At 68.7% G+C, this 21,959-nt stretch carries 25 protein-coding genes and 1 pseudogene; 15 read left to right on the forward strand and 11 right to left on the reverse strand.

The features are described 5' to 3' along the window. Positions 1-135 precede the first annotated feature (135 nt). The gene (locus EBO15_RS11785; protein WP_199744478.1) at positions 136-648 is read right to left on the reverse strand and encodes a GNAT family N-acetyltransferase; all 513 of its coding nucleotides are present in this window, start codon (positions 646-648) and stop codon (positions 136-138) included. 631 nt (positions 649-1,279) lie between these two features. Here EBO15_RS11785 and EBO15_RS11790 point away from each other — a divergent pair. Together EBO15_RS11790 and EBO15_RS11795 are read left to right on the forward strand one after the other, a co-directional pair. After that, entirely contained in the window at positions 1,280-1,684 is a 405-nt protein-coding gene (locus EBO15_RS11790; RefSeq protein WP_122194383.1) for a RidA family protein, read from the forward strand. Between the two features lie 628 nt (positions 1,685-2,312). Continuing rightward, positions 2,313-3,593, forward strand: a complete 1,281-nt coding sequence (locus tag EBO15_RS11795) for a DUF2716 domain-containing protein (RefSeq protein ID WP_122194384.1) — start codon at positions 2,313-2,315, stop codon at positions 3,591-3,593. Between the two features lie 404 nt (positions 3,594-3,997). Here EBO15_RS11795 and EBO15_RS45935 read toward each other — a convergent pair whose 3' ends face one another. Beyond that, complete coding sequence (locus tag EBO15_RS45935; protein WP_325051898.1) at positions 3,998-4,255, reverse strand: recombinase family protein; 258 nt, start codon at positions 4,253-4,255, stop codon at positions 3,998-4,000. Between the two features lie 352 nt (positions 4,256-4,607). Then, positions 4,608-5,510: a LysR family transcriptional regulator gene (locus tag EBO15_RS11805; RefSeq protein ID WP_122194385.1), complete on the reverse strand. Its 903-nt coding sequence runs from the start codon at positions 5,508-5,510 to the stop codon at positions 4,608-4,610. Positions 5,511-5,668: 158 nt separating this feature from the next. Between EBO15_RS11805 and EBO15_RS11810 the strand changes: the two genes are divergently transcribed. Together EBO15_RS11810 and EBO15_RS11815 are read left to right on the forward strand one after the other, a co-directional pair. Next, positions 5,669-5,962: a DUF1330 domain-containing protein gene (locus EBO15_RS11810; RefSeq protein WP_122194386.1), complete on the forward strand. Its 294-nt coding sequence runs from the start codon at positions 5,669-5,671 to the stop codon at positions 5,960-5,962. Between the two features lie 229 nt (positions 5,963-6,191). After that, positions 6,192-6,647 (forward strand): IS110 family transposase, encoded by a 456-nt coding sequence (locus EBO15_RS11815; protein WP_122194387.1) that lies wholly within the window; start codon positions 6,192-6,194, stop codon positions 6,645-6,647. 500 nt (positions 6,648-7,147) lie between these two features. Here EBO15_RS11815 and EBO15_RS11820 read toward each other — a convergent pair whose 3' ends face one another. Beyond that, a complete protein-coding gene (locus tag EBO15_RS11820) occupies positions 7,148-7,672 on the reverse strand; it encodes a hypothetical protein (RefSeq protein WP_122194388.1) in 525 nt (174 codons plus the stop codon). A 157-nt stretch (positions 7,673-7,829) separates the two neighbouring features. On the opposite strand from EBO15_RS11820, the gene EBO15_RS11825 reads away from it, so the two are divergent. After that, positions 7,830-8,081, forward strand: a complete 252-nt coding sequence (locus tag EBO15_RS11825) for a hypothetical protein (RefSeq protein WP_122194389.1) — start codon at positions 7,830-7,832, stop codon at positions 8,079-8,081. Here EBO15_RS11825 and EBO15_RS44130 read toward each other — a convergent pair. The 3 genes from EBO15_RS44130 to EBO15_RS43600 all read right to left on the reverse strand — a co-directional run bounded on the left by EBO15_RS44130 (position 8,038) and on the right by EBO15_RS43600 (position 9,190). After that, positions 8,038-8,202 carry a hypothetical protein gene (locus EBO15_RS44130; protein ID WP_158628193.1) on the reverse strand — a complete coding sequence of 55 codons (165 nt, stop codon included), beginning with the start codon at positions 8,200-8,202 and terminating at the stop codon, positions 8,038-8,040. The two genes, EBO15_RS11825 and EBO15_RS44130, sit on opposite strands and share 44 nt — an antisense overlap. A 473-nt stretch (positions 8,203-8,675) precedes the next feature. Beyond that, positions 8,676-8,975 carry a type II toxin-antitoxin system PemK/MazF family toxin gene (locus tag EBO15_RS11830; protein WP_122194390.1) on the reverse strand — a complete coding sequence of 100 codons (300 nt, stop codon included), beginning with the start codon at positions 8,973-8,975 and terminating at the stop codon, positions 8,676-8,678. Beyond that, the gene (locus EBO15_RS43600) at positions 8,972-9,190 is read right to left on the reverse strand and encodes a ribbon-helix-helix domain-containing protein (protein WP_147481461.1); all 219 of its coding nucleotides are present in this window, start codon (positions 9,188-9,190) and stop codon (positions 8,972-8,974) included. Before EBO15_RS43600 ends, EBO15_RS11830 begins: the two co-directional genes overlap by 4 nt. Positions 9,191-9,575: 385 nt before the next feature. Here EBO15_RS43600 and EBO15_RS44135 point away from each other — a divergent pair, with 385 nt between their 5' ends. The 3 genes from EBO15_RS44135 (at position 9,576) to EBO15_RS11835 (ending at position 11,553) form a co-directional block, all read left to right on the forward strand. Further along, positions 9,576-9,719, forward strand: coding sequence for a hypothetical protein (locus EBO15_RS44135; RefSeq protein WP_158628194.1), 144 nt, complete (start codon positions 9,576-9,578; stop codon positions 9,717-9,719). Between the two features lie 31 nt (positions 9,720-9,750). Next, positions 9,751-9,957: a hypothetical protein gene (locus tag EBO15_RS43605; RefSeq protein ID WP_147481462.1), complete on the forward strand. Its 207-nt coding sequence runs from the start codon at positions 9,751-9,753 to the stop codon at positions 9,955-9,957. Positions 9,958-10,038: 81 nt separating this feature from the next. Further along, positions 10,039-11,553: a serine/threonine-protein kinase gene (locus EBO15_RS11835; RefSeq protein WP_122194391.1), complete on the forward strand. Its 1,515-nt coding sequence runs from the start codon at positions 10,039-10,041 to the stop codon at positions 11,551-11,553. 24 nt (positions 11,554-11,577) lie between these two features. Here the strand turns inward: EBO15_RS11835 and EBO15_RS11840 are convergent. Then, positions 11,578-12,779 (reverse strand): IS3 family transposase gene (locus EBO15_RS11840; RefSeq protein WP_233616122.1). Its coding sequence is split into 2 segments (ribosomal slippage): positions 11,578-12,548 and positions 12,548-12,779, totalling 1,203 coding nucleotides; the frame shifts between segments, so codons are not numbered across the junction. 395 nt (positions 12,780-13,174) lie between these two features. Further along, positions 13,175-14,176 carry a transposase gene (locus tag EBO15_RS11845; RefSeq protein ID WP_325051897.1) on the reverse strand — a complete coding sequence of 334 codons (1,002 nt, stop codon included), beginning with the start codon at positions 14,174-14,176 and terminating at the stop codon, positions 13,175-13,177. On the opposite strand from EBO15_RS11845, the gene EBO15_RS45220 reads away from it, so the two are divergent. Further along, entirely contained in the window at positions 14,111-14,338 is a 228-nt protein-coding gene (locus EBO15_RS45220; RefSeq protein WP_199744486.1) for a hypothetical protein, read from the forward strand. The genes EBO15_RS11845 and EBO15_RS45220 overlap by 66 nt on opposite strands. On the opposite strand, the pseudogene EBO15_RS47280 reads toward EBO15_RS45220, so the two are convergent. Continuing rightward, a pseudogene (locus EBO15_RS47280) lies at positions 14,269-14,643 on the reverse strand (transposase domain-containing protein); the annotation flags it as partial. The gene EBO15_RS45220 and the pseudogene EBO15_RS47280 sit on opposite strands and share 70 nt — an antisense overlap. An 898-nt stretch (positions 14,644-15,541) precedes the next feature. Between EBO15_RS47280 and EBO15_RS46780 the strand changes: the two are divergent. Beyond that, entirely contained in the window at positions 15,542-16,900 is a 1,359-nt protein-coding gene (locus tag EBO15_RS46780; protein WP_158628196.1) for an FG-GAP-like repeat-containing protein, read from the forward strand. A 354-nt stretch (positions 16,901-17,254) separates the two neighbouring features. On the opposite strand, the gene EBO15_RS44140 is transcribed toward EBO15_RS46780, so the two are convergent. After that, positions 17,255-17,683, reverse strand: coding sequence for a hypothetical protein (locus tag EBO15_RS44140; protein ID WP_158628197.1), 429 nt, complete (start codon positions 17,681-17,683; stop codon positions 17,255-17,257). A gap of 24 nt (positions 17,684-17,707) precedes the next feature. On the opposite strand from EBO15_RS44140, the gene EBO15_RS44145 reads away from it, so the two are divergent. From EBO15_RS44145 to EBO15_RS11880, 5 genes are all read left to right on the forward strand, one after another. Then, a complete protein-coding gene (locus EBO15_RS44145) occupies positions 17,708-17,866 on the forward strand; it encodes a hypothetical protein (protein ID WP_158628198.1) in 159 nt (52 codons plus the stop codon). Positions 17,867-18,257: 391 nt separating this feature from the next. Beyond that, complete coding sequence (locus tag EBO15_RS11865; RefSeq protein ID WP_147481463.1) at positions 18,258-18,455, forward strand: hypothetical protein; 198 nt, start codon at positions 18,258-18,260, stop codon at positions 18,453-18,455. Between the two features lie 30 nt (positions 18,456-18,485). Beyond that, a complete protein-coding gene (locus EBO15_RS11870; protein WP_199744480.1) occupies positions 18,486-19,262 on the forward strand; it encodes a hypothetical protein in 777 nt (258 codons plus the stop codon). A gap of 682 nt (positions 19,263-19,944) precedes the next feature. Next, the gene (locus EBO15_RS11875; protein ID WP_122194395.1) at positions 19,945-20,799 is read left to right on the forward strand and encodes a LysR family transcriptional regulator; all 855 of its coding nucleotides are present in this window, start codon (positions 19,945-19,947) and stop codon (positions 20,797-20,799) included. A 567-nt stretch (positions 20,800-21,366) separates the two neighbouring features. Beyond that, on the forward strand, positions 21,367-21,959 hold a 593-nt coding region (locus EBO15_RS11880; protein ID WP_199744481.1), incomplete at its 3' end, for a hypothetical protein.

Raw genomic sequence — 21,959 nt, forward strand, 5'->3', positions numbered from 1 at the left:
CAGGCAGCTGGAACCTTACGGAGATGCTCGATGGAAAAGGGATTCGGGAGCTCTGTCAGAGCCCGGCTCCCCGGGCTGCAGCCACGAACAGCCCTACTCCTCTGGTGGCACCGACCTGGGCCTTGGGATTCGTTGTCAGGCGAGCTTGGGCCGGGCGCGCCACTCGTCCCAGGTCACGTCGTGGCCGATGACGCACGGACGCTCGAACGACCAGGCCCCGGCGATCCAGGCCGGGACGAAGCCCGCCATCGTCTTCTCCAGCTCGGTGCCGACGCGGCCGTCGACCACCCACCAGGAGATCTCGGCGTCAGCCCCCTGGCGGACCGGCGGGTCGATGTAGACGCAGCCGAGCAGCGCGGTCCCGGCATCGTCCAACAGCGCGTAGTTGAAGGACTCGTGCGCCTCGATCTCCCGCGCGTGCCGCTCCAGGTCCGCCAGGTTGTACTCATAGGTCATGTCGGTCCGCGGCCAGCCGCCGTAGAACGACGCGAGTCGCTCCCGCGAGCCCATCACCGCCGGGTAGTCCAGCGGCGCGTCCGAGCCGCTGATCGGGCGCAGGTGGTAGCCGCCGCCCGGGAGCGCGACGCGAGTGGGATGGACGAAATCAGCGGGCAGCCACGTCATCACGATCTCTTCTCCGCGAAGCAAGTGATCACGATTGTGCCGCACCCGGGTGGTACCCGATGCAAGGGCTTCACCCCCACCCGTCGCCACGGTCCAGGCGTCCCACTCCCGAAGCTGACCCGACCTGAGTAGGCCCGCCAGTCACCTGGAGCTGGTGGGTTCGGTTCAGGCGCGCTGTTCCGGTGAGCGCCCGCGAACGGATCTTGGAGCCTTGGGTTGGGACGTGACTCGCTGAGCGTCGTGTCTTCTGCCTCGGTGTTCGTCGTGCCCGTTGGCCCTGCTGCCCAGTTCCGTCAGGCCGCCAGGGCGTGATCGAGTCGAGTGAGGTGGCTGGTCCGGGTGTGGTCGAGGGGTGGGGTGTTCCGCCGGTTGTCCAGGCGGATCGGGTTGATCGCGCTGGCGGTGCAGACGTGCTGCAGGGTGACGGCGAGCAGGCCGCCGGTAGCGGGCGCGCCGGATGCCGCAAGTTGCGACGGCTTGGTGGAGGGTACTTCCGGCGTTGGCGCGGATGGTGTGCTTGTCCTTCCACGTCTGGGTGGTCTGCTCGGTTCGGGCGCGGGCCAGGGGCTGGTGCAGTTCTTGGGGAGCCGGCAGTCGGTGTCGGCCATGAAATCGAGTTGCGGCCTGCCGGGATGGGCCTGCCAGACTCGGCCGCATGGCAGAGAAGATCACTCGTATCAATCCCGAAGGGCTTCACAAGACTCCCGGTTATCACCACATCACCGTCGTGGAGGCGGGCCGTACCGCGCATCTTGCGGGTCAGTGTCCGATCGGCCCGGACGGCGCCGTGGTGGGTGCCGGGGACCTCGACGCGCAGATCGACCAGGTGGTGGCCAATTCGATGGCGGCCCTGCGGGCCGTGGGGGCGGGGCCGGAGGACGTCATACGGTCGGTGATCTACGTGCTGTCCGACGAGCAGAAGGTTCTGGGACAGGCGTGGGCCAGGCTGGTCGATTCGGCCCTGGGAGCTGCGTTCACCACCGCCAGTACCCTGCTGGGAGTCGCCCAGCTGGGTTTTTCCGACCAGCTCATCGAGGTCGACCTCACCGCTGCCCTTTAAGCAGAGCACCACGAACCGCAAACGCCCGCCGCGGCCCCGGCCGACACCGCTCACCGGCGCCGCGGCGGCCCTTCTGCTTCCCGAACAGCCCACCCCCGGCCAAACGGACACGACAAGTACCGAGGCAGAGAAAACGACGGACAGTCACATCTTGGGCCACGAGGCGGTTGTCCGCGGGCCTCCGAGAAGAGCGCGGGGAAGGCGGTCAGCGGGTCGCCGGGGAGCTCCAGTGCGGGGGCGGAACCGTCGTCAGAAGTTCAGTCACTCAACAACAGCGCCCCGTGGTTGTTGACCCGAGGGATGCGAGGGGTTGTTGAACGAGTTTTCGAACGGTGCGTCGGCGCTCCCCTGACGATCACCGGTGATCGTCAGGAACGTCGATAGTTGAAGCCAGGTGACGGCTGGGGCAGCAGGGCTCAGCGCTTCAGGCGGCCCACTCTGGGGCGTAGGAGCAGCCCCACCCACCGGCCGCTCGAGGTCTGTTGCGCCTCGAGGTAGGTCGGCGCGATCTCGGGGTTGCGGTGGTGACCAGCGTGCCGCGCCGCCCCGCCCTTCCTTCCGTCGGACAAAGCCGAGAGCCAGGAACAAAGTGGTGGTACCTGGGGCATCACGCTGCTTGAATGCCGACGTGGCGTTGGATACGGGGCAGCTCCTGGCGGAGCACGACGGCACTCTGCGGGGTCACGTTCGAATGCCTCCGCGGCTTGGCACCGTCGTAGAGCGGATCGGTCCGCTGAACCTCACGCACTACGGCACCCACTGCGTCGTTGACCATCCCCCGCTGAACGCGGAGGACTCGGCTTCGGCCGCACGGCTTGCCGAGATGGTGCAGGTATCCGCGGCCGCACGTACAGAGCCCGTGGAGTGGCGCGTGTTCCACCACGACGCAGCGGCGTCGCACCTGAGCATTGCGCTCGGCACGGCCGGCTTCTCCGCAGGTTGGGAGCGCAGTGTCTTGGTCGGTGAGATCGCCGAGCTCGACTTCCCCGAGCCGGAGCCGATGTGGGAAGCCGGATCGGTCCGCTGGGATGAACCACAGGCGCAGCAGGCACTCGACCTTGCGGCGCGAACCGGCCCGCACCGGGTCCCCTTGGAGACCTGGCACGCAATGCGCTCCGCTCCGTATTGGGACGTTGAGGTTCGTGTGCTGACCCACCGCGGAATGGTCACCGGGGCCTGCTGGCTGGAGAACGTCTCCGACACCGCCTACGCCGTCATCGGCGGGCTGACCGCAGCCCGCCCCGAACTCCTGGCCCACCTGCCGCTATGGCGGTTCCGGCCGCTGTCCAAGCAGTTCCTGGTCGCCGACGCCGACGGGGAGGTGCGTGACGTCCTGCTCGCCACCGGATTCCGTGAGGTCACGACTGTACGATCCCACCACTGGACCCCGCCGGGCGAACCTGCGGCGACCCCGCCCGCAAGGCACTCGCTCAACAACGGCGAGGTCAGACAAATCGAGCGCCGGTGCGAGGCCCGCGTCGGCTTCGACTATGACAGCGGCAGCGGACGCTATCGTGCGCCAGCCGACTCGCGCCGCTGGTTCTACGGCTTGCTCGGCGACCGCGACGACCCGACGATCGCAGCCGCTGAAAGCGTCATCGAACGCGGCCTGCGCGCCTGCGTCCGCCCCGGGGAATGGGTGTACGAGTGTCGGCCTTACCTCAACGGATGGGAGTTCGACCCGCACCGCGTCGGTGGCCCCGGACAACCGTCCTGGCCGGGAACCGCCATCGCCGACCAGGAGTTCCAGTTCCTCACCACAGCGGACGCCCGCGTGGGAACGTTCGGTCACTACCTCGAACAAACCCTTGTCGTCTTCGGAGAAGACCTTCTCGCACAGGTCGCGGACGACCTAGACCGCCTCCTCGGCAGCGGAACCTGGACTTTCGATTCACAGGCTCCTACCTGACCTAGATGATCACCAGCGAGGAGGCTATGGGTTCGCTCGGGTCGAAAGGCAGACGCACGTACGGTTCCTGGTCCTCGGCCGGGGTGTCGAGCGGCGGGTCGTACTCGGTGGCGACGGCGGGCTACTGTTTTGGGCGGCGGCTCGCCGGGTTCGGCGTGGTTGTCGGTGAGCCGGGCGGTCATATGGGTTCTCCGGCGGCGAGTTCGGGCAGGTGCTTGTACAAGGTCGCCCGGGAGGCCCCGAGCAAGCGGGCGATGCTGGCGGCGGGGCGGGCGAGTATCGCGCGGGCCTGGGCGATCTGGTCGCGGTCCATCGCGGGCGCGCGGCCCAGGCGGGTACCGCGCTCGCGGGCGACGTCCAGTCCTTCGCTGGTGCCTCGATGATGAGTTCGCGGATGAACTCGGTCAGGGCGGCGAAGACGTGGAAGACCGGGCGGCCGCCGCCGGTGGTGGTGGTGTCCAGGGCTTCGTGCAGGGAGCGGCACCCGGTGCCGCGTTCGCGCAGGCCCCCACGATGGCGATGGGGTCCTGCAGGGAGCGGCCGAGCCGGTCCAGGGACGGGACGACCAGGGTGTCGCCAGGCCGTAGGTAGTCCAGGGTCTTCCCCAGTTCTTCGCGTTCGGCGTTCTTGCCGGACTTCTGTCGGCGAAGATCCGGATGCAGCCCGCGCCGGTGAGCGCGGCGAGCCGGCGGTCCAGGTGTTGGTCACGGGTGGAGACGCAGACGTAGCCGATCAGCGCGCCGCTGAGCATGGCGGGTTCAGGCAGCAGCGGGTCATCGGGCAGCGCCAAGGGCGCGGGAACGCAACACCCTTCTCAATGGTCGGGGTCGGCGGGGCCGCGGTCTACGACTCGGACCGGGCCCGGGGCCATCATCGGATGCTGATCCGCTGGCGTAGCGAGGTCGTGTCGGACATTCAGCAAGACCGCCGTCTTCGTCATCCCCGCGAAGTTCGCTTGGCGCACGGTCTTCGGCCTCGCCACCGCAGGCGTCCGTCTCGCTGACCTCTTGCGCGTCAGTCCGGCAGCCAGTGCAGCTCGTGCGCCAGGGTTTTGGCGACGGCACGGATGCGGCGGTGTAGTGGCGACTGCTCGCGTGGGAGGACCAGGTGGATCGTCAGGCTGGGCGCGCCCCGCAGCGGTCGCCAGGTGAGACCGGCCGGTTGTGTCGTGACCGCGGCTTCTCCGGCCGGGGCGAGAGTGACCCCGTCGCGCAGGTCGCGCTGAGACATGTCGAAGGAGACTGCGGGCGTGAGGAACTGGGGGTGTGGTCGGGTGTCTCGGAAAAGTGCGGACAGCTGGTCGTGGATCACGGGGTTGGCCGCACGGTCCGGGAGTCGCAGCGGATACGCGGCCGCGTCGGCGATCTCGATCTCCGCGTGTTCGGCCAGCGGATGGTGCTGCGCCAGCTGGACCCCGATGCGCTGACGCCGCAGCAGGGACCGGCGCACGCCACGGCCCGGCTGTTCACCGCGGGTGATCCCGGCATCGATGCGGCCGTCGGCGACCGCGGGGGAAATCTCCGGTGTCGCCATCGGGACCGCGCTGACCTCGAGTCCGTTGTTGCCGCGAATCAGCCTGTCCACCAGGGCCGGTGCCGTCTCCGCTCCGGCACTGAGGCTGTATCCGATGCGCAGCGTGCCCAGTTCACCGGCCGCCGCGCTCCGGGCGGTGTCCCATGCCCGGTCCAGCGCCGCCAGCGCGGGCGGCGCGGACTCCGCCAAGGCCGCACCGGCCGTGGTCAATACGACGCTGCGCGTGGTGCGGACCAGCAGGGCCGTACCGAGTTCCGCCTCCAGCCGGCGCATCCGGGCGCTGAGTGCGGGCTGTGCGATACCGATCCGTGCGGCCGCGCGGGTGAAGTTCAACTCCTGCGCCAGCACCAGGAAGTACCGCAGGCTCACCGTATCCGGCGCCACGTGCTCTCCCTGCCGATTGATAACGATCCGTTCTGACTCTATCCCGTACCGGTCTTTCCCTCGGCCACGCATCAAGCCCTAGCCTGCGCATGCCGGGATCGATCGATCTGAGTGTCAATTTCGAAGTCAGACGTGTCCGGCCGAACACAGGAGGTTCCATGGCCAAGGGCTACTGGGTCAGCGTCTACCCCGCCATTTCCGACCCAGAGATGCTGACTGCCTACGACAAGCTGGCCCGTGCGGCTGTCCAGGCTGGGGGCGGGCGCCTCCTGTCCCGTGGCGCTCGAATCGTCGCCCACGAGGCCGGAATCACGGAACGTGTCCTTCTGATCGAGTTCGACAGCTTTGAACAGGCCGTCGCGACATACGAGAGCGAGGCGTACCAGAAGGCCCTGGTGGCCCTCCCCGACGGCTACGAGCGCGACTTCCGCATCATCGAAGGCATCGACTGACAGTGATGATGTTCGTGGTGACGCTGCTGGTGGGGTCTGGCCCTTCGACTGACTGACGTCTCGGCTGTCCTGTATCGGATTTGTCGGCCCTGCCGGGCGTCACCACGCAGGCGGCCGGGCGGGCGGTTGTGACCTTATCGGAGCTCGGTCCAGAAGCCCCGTCACTGTCTTGTCCACCCGCCCGACCGGCGCGTGCCACCCTGGCAACGGACACGCCACATGGACGGACATGACCAGCACGACGCATGATGGCTTGCAGATCACGAGCGGAGTCGACACCCACGGCCTGACACATCACGCGCCCATGATCGACCCGGTCGGCCGGCACCTGGCCGACCAGGAGTTCCCCGCCACGATCGGCGGCTACCGTGACCTGCTGGACTGGATGCGCTCACACGGCGGCGGGCTCGTCGCGGTGGGTGTGGAGGGCACCGGCGCCTACGGCGCCGAGCTCGCCCGGGTGCTGACCGCCGCTGGCGTCACGGTCATCGAGGTGGGCCGCCCGGATCGCAAGACCCGCAGGTCAAAGGGCAAGTCCGACCCTATCGACGCCTACGCCGCCGCGACGGCCGTGCTCGCGGGACGCGCCACCGGCATCCCCAAAAGCCGGGACGGGGTGGTCGAGGCGGTCTGGGTCCTGCAGATCGCCCGCCGTAGCGCGGTCAGGCCCGCACTCAGGCGATAAACCAGATCCGCGGCCCGCTGGCTCGGCCCCCGCGATGCTGCGCGAGCGACTCGTAGGCATGGACCGGGCCGCGCTGATACGGGCCCCGGCCCGGCTGCGGCCCGGCGGCGACCTGTCCCGCCCGCCATCGGCCACCAAGGGGGCGATGCTGGCGGTGGCCAGCGTTCTGCCATCGGGGCTGAACGCTGCACGAGCAGGCCGGGGACCCGGGCGGGGCACCGGCCTGGTAAGCCTGCCGGATGGCCCCAGGGAGGATCCCCCCGGACGTGGTCTTAGGCCACGACGGTGAGGTGGATGGCAGCCTGGTAGAACTCCGTCCGGAAACCGGACAACACTCCCCCACCTCAACGCGAGCACGTCGATCCACCAGACTCAACGCACGGCCTCCACGGCTTCTGATTACCTCTACTGAAGCCGGGGCACATCATCACGCGAAGTCACGTCCGGCGGGGGCCGTTCCCCGTGTCCCGGGCACCCACAACCCACTCACAGGTCGTGACCTAGTAGGCGCGGTGAGTTCGGTATTGCTCGGTGGTTCTCGCACGGAGAGCCAGATCGCGGGCCAGGTGCGCGCGGCGCAGACCATGCGCGCGCAGGTGACGCAGGTCCGCGGTGGTGTCGTACATGAGCTGGACGTGGAAGTAGTTCACGTGCTCCAGCGCCGCGAGCAGCGCGAACCCCAGACCCGGCCAGCTACCGGCCCCAGGCTCGGCCACCACCGCCCAGCCGATGAGCGGCAGCCCGGCGGCGAGCACGACGACGTTTCCCACGCGGGCAAACGCCAAGGCTCCGGCGCCGCGCAGACACGAGCCCGGTGCTGCGATCTGCCGAACCTTGGCCGCCCAGTACCCGGCCCCCTCAAGGAGCAGCAGCACGAACAACGCGAACCCGGAGACGTTCGCCATGGTCAGCGGAAGACCGATCACGCCGAACCACACCACCGCCTGCAGGGGGACGTTCAACAGCTCCAGCCACGCCAACGAGCGCAACCGCCGCCGCATCCTCAACCGAGAGCGATGATCCACCCCACGACTATGCCAGCCCGACAGCAACGAGCAGGAACCTCGCATTCCACAACGGCCCGCCCCATGCACGTTCACGATCAACGCGAAGATCGTCCCTGAAACCTCGGTGCGTGGCCGACGACCCCGACATGCCAGTGAGCTGCGTCTGCCGGCCGGGGTGCTGGGTCTGTTCCTCGCGGCGGGTGGGCTGGGCGCGTTCCTCGGCTCGACGGCCGCGCCCGCGCTCGTGCGGCGGCTCGGTTTCGGCCGCGCCCTGTGGCTGGTCGGGATCGGTGTCGCACCGTTCGCCCTGCTCACCGCGCAGATCCGCCAGCGCGCGGGACGCTGCCCGAACCCGGTCACGGCCGTGATCGACACCCAGTCGGTCAAGGCCACCGAGACCGCGGCCAAGACTCGCGTGCCCAGGTGACCAGCTCGCCGGAGAACGCCGAGTCGGCCCGGACCAGGGCGAGCTGCGGGTGGGCGAGGCACAGCCGGAACAGCACGTCGCGGGCGATGTCGCGGTCGGTCATCGCGGCGGAGGTGACCACGGTGAGCACTAAATAGGCCCATCGCGTCCACCGCGACGAACCGCTTGACCCCGTTGATCTTCTTCCCGCCGTCATAGCCGGTGCGAGTGGCTGAAGTCCAGTGTGGGGACCCGGTGAGCTGGCGTGGCCGGTCGGGGACAAGCTTTCGGGGGCGCGGGTGCAGGCGTCCGGCGGAACGCATCAGCTTGAGGTCCTGGACGCGCTGCCGGCCCCGGCGGCGTGGACGTTCCGCCGCTGAACCCGGCCAGCCCCGGGGCCGCCCGTCCGGGGTTCGCGGGGCCGGCCGCCGCCGCGCGTAGGGGTCGCCTGACAGGGGGCCGTGTCCTCGGAGGAGCCGCGCGCGGGGCTACGAGGTCGGCAGGCTCTCGTGGGATCCGGGCCCCGTCCGACGAAAGAGCCCCAGGGCTCTGTCGGCATCGTTCCGCGGTGTCGGCTAGTCAGGCGGGGCCTTCATGCTGCCCGGGGGGCGCTGCCTAAAGATCGAGGTAGGCGGCGACGGCCGCGCGCACGTGGGCGAGTTCGTCGGTGGTGCACCGCCCGACCAGGTCGGCGAAGCGCTTGGCGGGGATGGTGCGGATGTCGTAGCAGCGGGCGACCAGGCCGACCGCTGAGATTCTCACGGTCAGGACCGTGTCCGGGGCAATGTCGGGGTCCGCGAGGGTCACCACGGTGACGCCGGCCCCGGCGATACCCGCGGCGGCCGCCGACAGCACCAGCACCGGCACCTCGGTACCGCCGATCGTGTTCACGGTGTAGACGTCGCCGAGGTTCACGCGGCGTCGCCGAGGGTGTCGTCAAGGCCGTCGAGTTCGTCGGCGTAGGGCAGGGCCCCGCCGTTGTGGTCGGCGACCTTGGCCAACGAGTCGGCGACCAACGCCCGCCGCAACGTCGCAGCGATGTAGGCGGACCGGCCGCCGGTCCCGGTGTGGGCGTCCAGCAGCGCCACAAGATCCTCGGGCAGAGAAACGTTGATTCGGTGTGTGGCCATGCCCACACGATAGCCCACACCATTCGTGTTCCCCTGCAGGGCGCCGAGTCGGGGGGCGAGTGCCCGCCTTGGGGGACCTTCCGGCGCCGTCCCGCAAGCGGAAGCGCCAACGACCGGTCATGGGACGGGCGCCCCCTCACCGTTGTCCAGCCGACGACGCACAACACCGACGACCCGAACGAGGCACCCCCAGCGTGCCATCCCGCAGCGTGGGCCGCGGCGGTTCTGCCTCAACCCACCCCGGTGGAAGCGGCCGGACTGCCCCCGGTCAAGAACGTTCTCGGCCACAGCGGCATCCGGTGGATCGAGCAGGACGGCTGCGAGGCGGACGGCGTCCTCGCGACCCTCGCCACCCGCTCGCGCCGACGGCTGCGCGGTCGGCATCATGACCTCCGGCAAGGACTACGGCCAGCTCCTGGCCGACCCCAGCGTGCGCCTCCTGAACATCGGGCTCGCCCAGGGCCGTCGCTACACCACCGGCGAGCACATCTCCCCTTGGAAGACCGCGAGGAAATGCTGGTCGTGGTGAGGTTGGCGTATCCGAGGATCCGTGCGGCGATGTGGACCGGCAGTCCTCCGGTGACGGCGTCGGTCGTCAGGAGCCCTCGGAAGTCATGGGCGGTGCAGCGGAGTGGCTGTCCGGTGGCGTCGACGATTCCGACGACTGCGACAGCCTGGTTCAGAAGCCTGGTGTCGGACTTGCTGCTGTCAAGACCGGAACCCCCGAAACCTCGCTGCACAGCCACCTCGCCGCCCCAGCCAAATAACCTCGAGATCCTTCTGCGCACCTATACGATTCAAGTAAACACATATATCTGTCTGACCTGCCTTCCGAGCCGGGGAGAGCTATGCGTGGCGGTCTGGAGCTGGCCGGGCGGTATCGGCTGGAGGCGCCTCTCGGCCAAGGCGGTATGGGTGAGGTCTGGCAGGGCATCGACCTGCGCCTGCGCCGCCCGGTCGCAGTCAAGATCCTCCCGCTGAGTGGGGCGGCCGACGAGGCCGGGGTGGCGCGGTTCCGGCGGGAGGCCGAGACCGCCGCGGCCTTGAACCACCCGGGGATCACCACGGTGTTCGACATCGACGAATACACCGACGGGGGCCTGCACCTGCTGTTCCTGGTCATGGAACTGATGCGGGGGCATGACCTGGCCTCGATACTGCGCGAGCATCCGGACGGGTTGCCCATGGCGCAGGTGACGGACTGGGCGATGCAGACCCTCGACGCCCTCGCTGCGGCCCACCGGCATGGGGTGGTGCACCGCGACATCAAACCGGCCAACCTCTTCCTGACCGACGACGGGCGGGTGAAGATCTGCGACTTCGGGATCTCCCGCCTGGCCGACGCCACCAAGATCACCGCTACCGGCTCATCCGCCGGGACTCCGATCTACATGGCGCCCGAGCAGATTGAGGGCCACGTTGTCGATGAGCGCACCGACCTGTACGCGTTCGGCTGCGTGCTCTACCAACTGTTGACCGGGACCACCTGGATGGACACTGACTCGAGCGTCGGCGCCATCCTCTACCAGCACCTCAACCGGACCTCGGCATCCCCGCAATCCGTGCGGCCCGACATCGACGACCACATAAGCACCCTGGTACTGGATCTGCTGGCCAAGCAGCCCGACGGCCGGCCCAAGGACGCAGCCACCGTCGCCGAACACCTGCGCAGCCTGGCCTCCCGCCCCACCTCGGGCGGCGGGTCGGCAACGCCACAGCAGCCCCGCCCCGAACGCCCCGCCCAGGCGCCCCGGCAACTCGATCCCGCACCCGAGCCCGCAGGGGGCCCCGTGCCACCGGCAGGACGGGCCACCCAACCCTCCTCCATGCCAGGAACGGCCCCGCTCCCGCACGTGACCTCCACACGTGGGGCGAGAGGCATCCCCCAGCGGCCGGACGCGGCATCGACGCATACTCCGGCACGCCATGGCGGACTTCTTGTGGGCATGAATCGCGCGACTCGGTTCGGCCTCCCGGTATGCCTATGGTTGCTCTTCAGTGTGCTGTACGACTTCCGGTTCCCGACGCCGGTCCCCGTGGGCCTATTTGGGTTCCATTTCGTCCTGCTGATCACCTTGGTGTTGACGGAAGTACTGACACCGCGCTCCGGAGGCCTGACACGCGGAACGGGGTACGGGGCTGCGGCGCTCATCGCCGTGGGCCTTGTGATAGATGAGATCCAGAAATGGAAGAGTGGCTGGTTCGACGGCTGGTTGTACAACAGCCCCCGCCATGAACAGGTGCTCCTTCACGCGGGGATCGTCCTGGCCATCGCAACGTACTGCTACCGCGAAATCAAGACCCGGCGAGCCCGGTCGGCTCGTGGCAGTTCAGACACCCGTGCAGACGACTTCGGAAACTGAACCGCCCCGGGTTCGGTAGAGATCTCAGGTTGTGGTTGTGACCTGGGGTTTTGTGAGTTCTATGTAGTGGTTGGTTTCGTACTCGACGGGTGGGATGTGGCCTATCTCTCCGTGGATCCGTCGGTGGTTGTACCAGTCGACCCATTCGGCGGTGGCCAGTTCGACCTGGGCGAGTGTCTTCCAGGGGCGCCGGGGTTTGATCAACTCGGTTTTGTACAGGCCGATCGCGGATTCCATGAGGGCGTTGTCGTAGGCGTCGCCGACCGAGCCGATGGATGCGGCGATGCCGGCGGCCTGAAGATGCTCGGCGAGTCTGAACGAGGTGTACTGCGAGCCTGCGTCCGAGTGATGGATCAACTCGCCCGGCCGGATGGGGTGTTGCTCGCGGTCGCGTTGCCAGACGGCCATCTCCAGGGCGTCCAGGACGAAGACGGTCTCCTTGACGGTGGCCGCCGACCAGCCGACGATCCGGCGGGAGAAGGTGTCCACGACGAACGCGGCATAGACGGTCGTCGACCAGGTTTTCACGTGGGTGAAGTCCGCGGCCCAGCACCGGTTGGGGGTGGTGGCGACGAAGTCGCGGTCGAGGAGGTCGGGAGCCCGCTCGGCCTGCCCGCCGGGCAGGGTGGTGATCACGCGCTTACCGCGGACCGCGCCCTGGACGCCCATCTGGCGCATCAGGCGCTCGACGGTGCAGCGGGCCACCGCATGACCTTGCCGGTTCAGCTCGTGCCAGATCTTCCTCGCACCGTGGACACGGTAGTTGGTGGCGTGGACCTGGCCGATCAGCTCCTTGAGCCGGGCGTCCCGCACGGCGCGAGCCGAGGGAACGACCATGCGTTTCTTGTGGGCGTAGTAGGTGGAAGGGGCGATCTTGCAGTGGTGTTCGGTGAGTGTCCTGCAGATCGGCTCGACCCCGCCGAAGCGGTCCCGGTGCTCGTCGATGAACGCTACGAGCGCGTGTGTGGCCGGTCGAGCTCGGCCGCGAAGAAACCCGCCGCCGCCCTCAGGATCTCGTCGGCCCGCTTCAGCTCGGCGTTCTCCTTCTTCAACGCCTTCAAGTGGGCGGACTCCTCCGTGGTGGTCCCGGGTCGCTGCCCGGCGTCGATCTCGTACTGCTTCACCCAGTTCCGCAGTGTCTCCCGCGAACCGATGCCCAGCTTGTCGACAACCGCCTGCAAGGCGGCCGTCTCGTTCGGGTGATCACCACGGACCTCAGCGACCATACGCACCGCACGACGGCGGAACTCGAGCGGGTAACGGGAGGGTCGTGCCAGGACTCAATCCTTACATGGAATCGAGTCTCCACATTACCCGGGGCGGTTCATTCACAGTCGCGGCGCACAGCGCCCGCCAGCCTTCGGTGAGCCTGGCGAGTTCGGCCTCGACAGCAACGTTGGGGAAGCCGACAACGCGGATGCTCTCGCGGCGGCCGGGGGCGGAAGAACGACAGCAGGTCGTCGCCGATGTCACGGCCTTGCGTGCCCCTGCGCGGCGCGCCCGGCAGGTCGCTGAGCTGGCCGATCGCCATGTCGTGGTACTCGCCGGTCCAGCAGGCATCAGCCGGATGACCTGATGCGCACAGCTCACCCACGGGGCCCCTAACGGCAATGCCGGGTAGTTAGGGGGCTTGGGCTGGTGTCAAGTCGGGTTCGGGGAGGATGTTGATGGTGGTTGTCGTCTGATGGTTGGTGCGGTCGATCTGGCCTTTGGCTCGGTGTTTGGAGATCGCTCGTTTGACGATGCGGGGGCAGCTGCGGTCACGGCGGGCGGGCAGCGGGTGGTCCAGGACCGCCCGGCCGATCTGGCCGATCAGGTCGACGGGTGTGTGGGTGATGATGCCGGCGGCGTGGATGACCTGGTCACGGGCGGCGAGTAGGGCGATGGTGAAGCTGGCCCGGTCAGCGGGAACAGCGCCGGTGGTCGTGGCGTCGGCCATCGCCAGCCGCAGCGCCTGGTAGGCCGCCAGCAGAGCGTAGATCTCCTGGTCGGTGCCCTGGGGGGTGCGGGAGCGCAGGACGCGGCCGCCCAGGGTGGTGGACTTCAACTCCAGGTAGGCGGTCTCGATCTCCCATCGCTGGTGGTAGAGCTTCACGATCTCCCGCGCCGGGTGCAGACGAGGGTCGAGCAGGGTGGTGATCAGCCGGTAGTGGCCGGTGCGGCGCCCGCCGCTGGGCAGGGTGACGGTGATCTGGGCGTCGATCACCCGGATCGGGACACCGCCCAGCACCGAACGCCATGATCGGTCGGCCAGGGTCTCAAGACGGGGCAGCGGCCGGGTGCTCTTGCAGCGGATCAGCAGGTCCGCGCCGGTGCCCTGCGGGCCGGCGATCGCCGTCACCAGGGCTTTGACGGCGAAGTTGCGGTCACCCAGCATCAGCATCCCCGCCTTGAGGCAGTCCAGCAGTTCGGGCGCGTAGGTCGTCTCACCCGTCGCGAACCGCCCGAACGTCGCCCCCAGCAGGGTCCGGGTGCCGCAGGCGACCACCGCGACCAACCGGACCAGCGGATAGCCCGACCCGCCATGACTGCGGTCTGATGACCATAGGCCGCGAGATTGGCCGGGCTGTCCGGGACGCTGAAGGTGGTGCCGTCCATCGCGCACACCAACATGCCCCGCCACCGCACCGCCCCGGTGGGCGGACCGGCCAGCAACTCAAACAGCGCCCGCAACGGCGCGACCCCCACCCGGCGGCGGGCCTGGGCCAGTACCGACGACGACGGCACCCACCCAGGCCCGTCAAGACCCGACACCAGCCGCGACCACACCTGCCCGAGCCCTTGATCCTCGAACAGCCCCGCCGCCAGCAGCAGATACACCACCACCCGCGACGGCAACCGCCGCAACCGCCGCTCCACCGACCGCGTCTCGGCCAGCACCTCATCCACCATCTCGAACGGCACGATCCGGGTCAGCTCACCCAGATGCCCAGGCGCGAACACCCCGACCCCCGAACGACGGACCGAACCAATGGCGCAGGCCGCAACAGACCTGGCAGACTCAACACCCAACGGAGATCCAGTAGGCCAGGCGGATGGTGGTAGAAGATCACCCGTTCTACTGGATCTCCGTTCCCATGTCTCCAACATCCACCAAACCCCTGGACAACCAGCCCACGGACCTAACTACCCGGCATTGCCCCTAACGGTCGTTGGTGGTCAGGTCGTCGAGACGGCAATTGAGGTCGCCCTCCCGTCGCTGGGGCAGGCCGTCGCTCATCGGCCAGCGGTAGCACGTTAGCCGGACCGGCCCCTGCTGGCCCGCGTTCTTGAGCTTCTAGTGGGCGGAGTTCGGGTCGTCCATGATGCATTCCCGGCCCGTGTCGTCCTGGCCGGTGGACAGGGCGGCCGGGTGCTTGGTGATCGAGTCCTGGACGATCGCCGCGGTGGCCGGGTCGGCCAGGCCCGCGAAGCCGCCCTCATCCCAGCAGCATCACGACGGCGTCCGCGTGGGCGTCCGCGCCGAGAGCTTCGCGCGGCGGCTCACGCGCGGTCTCCGCGGGTCTGCGGGGGCTCCGGTGGCAGCGCCGTCAGCAGGAACGAGGCTTCGCGCAGGCCGTGGAGCGTACCAGCGCTGTGAGTCCGGGGAGCTCGAGGAGGGGAGTACGAGTAGCTGTCCGTCACCTTGGAAGGCGTCAGCGATCTCGCGATGAACATGGTCTTACTCCATCGCCGCACCGGTCTCCCGACGTAGCCCTTCCCGGGCACCTTCCAGTTGTCTCACCGAGTGTCGGGATTAGCCCGGTTCGGGCTTTTCTTGCCTGCGCATGCTCAACTATCGCACCTTCAGGCGTCCTCGCACGCATGATCAACAAGGCCGCATGCTGTGCACGCCGGGCAGGCTTTTGTCCCAATTACAGTGCTGGTCGCGAGCGGCGCGGACCGCTGGATGTTGTGGTGCCCGCCCCCGGAGGGCAGAGGTGCCCGCGCCGCGGGTGCGCCGTTCGGGAAGTCGAAGGATCCGGTCCGACCAAAGGGAGAGGGAAACATGAGGGGCTTCTGGAAGGCTGGGGGTGTCTTGTCTGGCGCGCTGGCAGCAGTGGTGGCCTGGGGGACCGCCGCGTCCGCATTGGCCGATGCCGGCACCACAGTGACCGTAATGGGCTACGGCGAACCCTGGGAGGACTGCGTCCAGACCGTGACGCTGATCGCGGACCGCGTAGAAGGCCGTGGCCGGGTGTATGCGTTTGCGACTACGAAGTGCGAATCCCGCCACGACTTTCTCGTCCCCACTGTTGCGCTCGCGGGCGACCAGGGCAAGCACGGCCTGGAAGGAAAGATGAAATCATGCGCCTGGGCTTCATATTGCCAAACTGATTACGTCTATTTGGACGAGATTGCGGGGGTTGAATATCGTGCCGCCAACAGCGGATACGTTGGAACCGACCCCTTCAATTGGCCGCTGAGCGCCGTTCCGCACGCGCGTTTGATGGGTATCCCGCAGGGGTCGGAAAGGCACTCGACGTCGGGTAACGAGTCGGGGTCGGGTCGGGTGCGGTGGGCGGACTACAATGGTGACGGCCGGGCCGATTACCTGTCCGTCAACTCGAATGGTTCGGTGAACGTCCGCCTGAACACGGACGGGCACGGCGGGTGGCAGGACCTGGGGCAGGTCCGCGGCCCTGACTCCGCGGTGTCCGCCGACTCGAGCCGGGCTCGGTTCGCCGATTTCAACGGTGATGGCCGGGCCGACTACCTGCACATCGACCAGGACGGTGGGGTAACCGCCGAGCTGAACAACAGCGACGGGCCCGGCGGGTGGCAGAAGCTGGGGCGGGTACTCGCCCCTGCTACCAGTCCTGACTGGTTTACCACCAACCCGGCCCTAGTACGGTTCGCCGACCTCGACGGGGACGGCCGGACGGACTACAACGTCCTCCACCCCGACAACGGCTCGTTCCACACCAGCATCAACCAAGGGGGTGGCGTTTCCGGCCTGGGCTGGAACCCGGGCCAGGTGGGCCTGATGCCGGGGGTCGGTCCCGGCCCCGCCAGCGGGGTTCGGCTGGCGGACATGGACGGCGACCGCCGCTTCGACTACAACATCCCCGGCCACACATTCCACGCTGGAAGCGGCGGCGTACTCACCACCTACATCAACAGCTGGGATTTCACCAACTGGGCCATCCTCCCGCAGACCATGCTCACGCGATACACCGACGCAGGGACGGTCGCCCTCGCCGACATCACCGGTGATGGCCGGGCCGACTACCTCGGCACCAATCCCGACGGCTCCGTCCACGCCTACAGGAACGAGGGCGGCGTCCCCAGCGACCCCTACGACCCCAGCAGCCCCGTCACCCCCGGCACCTGGACCGACATGGGCAACATCATCAGCGGCAACTGAGACCGGCCCTCCCCGAACCCCACGAAGGCCATCCCCCGGCTGGCGCACCTGCTCATCAGAAGACAGTCATACGACACGCTCCATCGCTCATAGAGGGGCGGGCCGCAGCGCGGTCCCGCCCTTCGATGAGCCGGGCGAAGATCCGCCTGATGGGGCGGTGCTTACGCAGCACCTCCAGGTCGCCCCCCATGCAGCATCACATCGCTCACCGGCTGAACGGGTCCAGCAGCGACGCCCTCGGCGCCATCTTCTTACGCGGCTTCGGCCACGCCGTCTCCAGCGCCTGACCCACCGTCGGATGCGACACACCGCGTTTGCGCATCACCGCCTGGATCGGCAGCCCGTCCGGGCACATCACAACAGGGCGGGCCATCGAGTGCGGTGGGGGTTCACCTCCTCCGGTGGTAGCCGCCCGGTCGCCAGTTCCATGTGCACGCCGACGTGGTCGGGGCCGACCGCGGCCAGCCCGGCCGCGCAGAACCGTAGCGGGTGCGTGGTGTCGGCCCGGTCCTTGTGGCAGGCCGGCTGTGGGGAGTCGATCATTCGGCGGGCGTCGGCCTTGGTGGCGTCGCCGGGGGTGGGGAGGCCGGGGGTGGCGTCGCCGGGGGTGGGGAGGCCGGGGGTGGGGAGGCCGCCCTGGGCGCGGGCCAGCCGCGCCATGTCGTCGTCGGCGAAGGCGGTCAGGTCGGCGTCGGTGCGCCACGGGCAGCGGCGTTCACCGTTGCAGGGCCGGCGCGGAACTCCACCTGGGCCGCCACCGTCACCGGGCCCAACTTCTCCCACGACTACACCAGCAGCGGCAACCTGTTGTTTCGCCACAGCTGGGACGGCGGGTACCAGAGCGACCAGGACCAGGCCGAGGGGTACTACGAAGCCGCGGTCGACCCCACCGTCAGCGGCGAGCTGTGGGACGGCCACATCTGCTCCTGCATGATCACTCCTCAGGACGCCAGGTACCTCCCGTAGATCACCTGCCTGGATAGGCCGCCGACCAGGGTGGTCACGTCCGGTGGCGGGTGGATCAGCAACACCGCCGAACCCGTCGCGCACCGTAACAAGACCACCCATCCCAACGGGCCCGGTAGCCGAGCGGCCGCGGCGCTGGCTTGTCTCCGGGGACCCCTCGGCGTGGGCAGCTCGGCGTCGGGCGACATCACCAGCTGGCTGGACGCGCGGAAGTACGTCGCCAAGCACTCCCCGGGACCAAGATCGCCCGCTGTCACCTGATCGCCAACATACTCGGCGGGAAAGGGCAGAAGCTGGACGGTGGGCAGGCCAACCTCGTCCCCTGCTGGCAGTAGGGCTGAACACCGGAACGCCCAGCATGCGGACCCATGAGAGGGAGGTTCAGACCGCGGTGGCCGACTCCAGCATGGGGCCCGACGATGCGATCTTCTACGAGGTGACACCGGACTACGTGAACGACACCAGCACGATCCCCTGGGGCGTCAGCATGCAGGCGACGATTGAGCGGTCGGATGGAACCAGGCAGCTGCTGTTCAGCGCCGTCCTCCCCAACGACCAGGCCAGCAGCGGACTCAACCTCGGGAACTGACCCGAGCTGACGAATCACCAGGGAGCCTGGATGAGCCGCACCACTCCACCGCGGCCGCTCGAGATCACCGCGGTCCTCCCTCAAATGGCTCTGCTGGCACGCACGGCGACCCGGTTGCATCCCCGCGCCGGGTCGCCGTCACCGCATGACGGGCTCGGCGGCGGGCCACTGCTGTGGCCCGCCGCCGAGCCGTGGCCGTACTGCGATGGCCCGCACGTGCCCAATGGGAATCCGGCCCTCTCGCCAGGGGATGTGCGGCTGCGGCGGCGCATCCGGGCGGCAGCGGCGAGCCGACCGCTGGGCCAACTTCGCTTCACGCCAGAGGAAGTGGCGATCGACAAGCAGATCAACATCGGCCGCCCGTGGCCCGAGGACCCGGTCGCCATGCTGCCCGTGGCCCAGCTGTACGTGCGTGACGTCCCTCTGCTGCGCCCGCCCGGGAGAGCCGACATGCTCCAGGTGGTGTGGTGCCCCTTCGGCCACCCGCCAGAGCCCAAGCCCAGGACCGCGTTGCTCTGGCGGTCCGCCGCCACGGTCACCACACCTCCGGAGCCAGCCGTGGTCCAGGCCGACGGCTACGTGCCAGAGCCGTGCCTACTCGCCCCGGAACAGGTCACCGAGTATCCCCACCCCATGGAGTTGAGCGAGGAGTTGCAGGAGCGGCTACAGGACTGGAACACATGGCAGGAGGCCGGCGCCGCGCCAGACAGCTCCTACGAACCCGCCCCGGAGGAGTTCCACTGGCCACGGACTGTCCATCGCTCCCGGCTGGAAGGCCGGCGGTTGGACCCGCTGGGGACTTATTGACCCCGTCCGCCTGCTCTGCCCCGCCTGCGATGCCGAGATCGCCCCGCTGCTGACCATCGCCTCGGCCGAATGGGACGACAACACCCGCGGCTGAATCACCTACGAGGATCAAGCCGACCACCACCGGTCCTCGCCCGGCGAACCCGGCCATGGTTCAGGTCGGTGGAGGCTACGACCTGCAGCTGTACGCCTGCCCGGCATCGCCGGATCATCCGCACACCGACCTGATCCAGTGAGATCCCTCAACGCGGGGCCGCCGACGGTGGTGCCACCTGCGTATCGGGCTCTCCCGCCAGCCTGATGTGTCCCCGCTCGGTCCTCGGCCGGTGGACCGGGCAGGTCGTGCCACCGGCGCGGGCGGTACGTCGTCCGGGACACCTTCAGGGACCTATCGGCCAGTGGTCTCGGAGCGGTGCCGGGGCTGCAGGCCAGGCGGCGTTTCTCACCTACCAAGTGGTCCGCCCGCCGCAGGTGCCAGCTGGTCCAGCCAAGCCATCGCCCGGCGTCGGCGCCGGATCCCCTCCACACGCCGCTCGTGCAGCCGAGCACGGTGCGGGCAGCCGAGCCTGCGCCAGAGGGTCTGCCACTCCTCAAGGGGGTCGACTCACCACAGGCCGCATCCTGCGGACACCTGCCATCATGAGTCCAACAAGTAAGCACGCGCGCCCCATGAGGAAGGCTCATGAACATCAGCTTGCCGCAGCTCCGCGCCTTCCTCACGGTGGCCGAGGAAGGCAGCTTCAGCGCCGCAGCCGACGCGCTCGGGGTCAGCCAATCCGCCGTTTCCCACTCCGTGGCCACGCTGGAACGCGCGCTCGGCAGCCCCGTGCTGACCCGGCACGGGCGCCCGCAGCCGACCGCGTTCGGCGACCGGATCCTCGCCCACGCCCACGCCGCGATCGCGGCCACCGCCGCCATCTGCGACCTGGCCGCACAACGCGACGGACTCCCCGCCGGATCACTACGGCTGGCGGCCCCGCCGACCGTGTGCCAAGGCCTGCTGCCCGGACTGATGATCCAATGGAAGGCCGACTTCCCCCGCGTGGAGATCGCCCTCTTCGAAGGCGAGGACGACGAGGTCGCCGACTGGCTCACCAGGAACACCGTGGACCTCGCCGTCCTCGTCGACCCGCCCCCAGGCCCGGGCACACCCATCGGACGGGACGTCTTCCAGGCGGTCCTGCACCGCGACCACCCGCTCGCCGGCGAACCCGCGATCGACGTCGCCGACCTCGACGACGACCCGTTCCTCCTCTCACAGGGCGGCTGCGAGAGACACATTCAGGAACTGTTCCGCCGCGCCGGTACACCGCTCGCTCCGACCCACCGCGTACGCGAGCTGGGAACCCTGCTGGCCATGGTCCGGGCCGGCATCGGCGTCTCCATCGTGCCCGGCCTCACGTCGGCGATGATCGATCCGCAACTGGTCCTGGTCCCGCTACGGCAGCACCTCGAACGCACCCTGGTCCTCACCGGACCACCCCACCGGCCCTGGCACCCAGCCGCCACCGCACTCGTCAACGCCACCAGCAGTTAGGGGGTGAGCCGGAGGACGACGGTGGCGTCAGGGTGTTGGAACTGGGTCAAGTACCTGCAGTGGGTGGCACGGCTGGCGCCGAAGGTCGTGGCGATCCACTGCACGATGTAGGCGCGTTTGCCACCCTCACCGACCTATGCCGCGCGTAACGTTTCGGCCCGCGAGACAAACCGTGTAGAAGTAGCGCCGGCGGGCCGGGGCGTGGTCTCCATGCAACGACGGTGGCGCCGTGGAGCGCGGCGACCGTCCTTCCTCGCCATCGTGAACGTGTCCGCTGGTGGTGGGTTCATCGACGGGAAGGCCGTACTGCCGCGCCCGTTCTGCCGGCGGCCTGGCCGGTGGCGCCCATGGCCGCGCGGATCTGCTGCCAGGAGTGGCGGTGCTCTCCTCGTCGGGCGGTCACCACCAGCTCGCGGGTGACAAGGTCCAGTTCGGCGGCGAGCCACCGGGCGTCCCCCGGTTATCGCCGCACGCGTCGCACAGCCAGACCGCACGCCTTGTGCATGCCTTTTCCCGTGAAGTTGATCAATACTTCTTCTAGGTCAAGGATCTATATGAGGGGAACTCATGGGTTTCAGGCAGGGCTCGGCACGGTTCGCCGGGGTCTTGGGCGCGGCGGTGCTGAGCGTGGCGGTGTCGGGCGTGATGCCCGCGGCCGCAGGGCAGGCGTCCGGCGGCGGCAAGGACAGCGTCGAGCGGGTTCCGTTCAGCTACATTCCCGCCGACATCCGGCAGAAGATGCATGACCAGGTGCCGCTGAAGGAAGCCGCGTCGAAGATCTCCTGGGCGATGGAGAAGTCGGGACGCGGAGGGTTCGCAGGCATCGCCCTGCAGCCCAGGTCGGTCGAGTTGTGGTGGAAGGGCAAGCTCCCCGCCGCCGTCAGCAAGGCCGTCGACAAGGCGCGCGGTATCGCGCCGGTGGAGGTGAAACCCGCCCGCTACTCCCAGGCCGAACTCAAGGCGGCGGCCGCCGACCTGATCGCCGACATGAAGAAGGACCCGAACTATCCGATCAGCCAGGTCGCCGGCTCCCCGGAACCTGTCAAACCGGATGAGACAGTTCAGGCTGCTTGTTCTGTCTCGGGGTTCTCCTTCGGGGGTTTGTTGATGAAGACCTTGGTGGGCGGCTTGGGCGGGGTGGGTCGGGCGTGGAAGCGCCC

This window comes from Actinomadura harenae (assembly GCF_003696215.1).
Lineage (GTDB): Bacteria > Actinomycetota > Actinomycetes > Streptosporangiales > Streptosporangiaceae > Spirillospora > Spirillospora harenae.

Excerpts from the sequence above, each read along its gene's own strand:
- EBO15_RS46780 (WP_158628196.1), top strand. The coding sequence starts at position 15,542 with ATGAGGGGCTTCTGGAAGGCTGGGGGTGTCTTGTCTGGCGCGCTGGCA.
- EBO15_RS11835 (WP_122194391.1), top strand. The coding sequence starts at position 10,039 with ATGCGTGGCGGTCTGGAGCTGGCCGGGCGGTATCGGCTGGAGGCGCCT.
- EBO15_RS44135 (WP_158628194.1), top strand. The coding sequence starts at position 9,576 with ATGACCTCCGGCAAGGACTACGGCCAGCTCCTGGCCGACCCCAGCGTG.
- EBO15_RS11875 (WP_122194395.1), top strand. The coding sequence starts at position 19,945 with ATGAACATCAGCTTGCCGCAGCTCCGCGCCTTCCTCACGGTGGCCGAG.
- EBO15_RS11790 (WP_122194383.1), top strand. The coding sequence starts at position 1,280 with ATGGCAGAGAAGATCACTCGTATCAATCCCGAAGGGCTTCACAAGACT.
- EBO15_RS11810 (WP_122194386.1), top strand. The coding sequence starts at position 5,669 with ATGGCCAAGGGCTACTGGGTCAGCGTCTACCCCGCCATTTCCGACCCA.
- EBO15_RS43600 (WP_147481461.1), bottom strand. The coding sequence starts at position 9,190 with ATGGCCACACACCGAATCAACGTTTCTCTGCCCGAGGATCTTGTGGCG.
- EBO15_RS11815 (WP_122194387.1), top strand. The coding sequence starts at position 6,192 with ATGACCAGCACGACGCATGATGGCTTGCAGATCACGAGCGGAGTCGAC.
- EBO15_RS11870 (WP_199744480.1), top strand. The coding sequence starts at position 18,486 with ATGAGCCGCACCACTCCACCGCGGCCGCTCGAGATCACCGCGGTCCTC.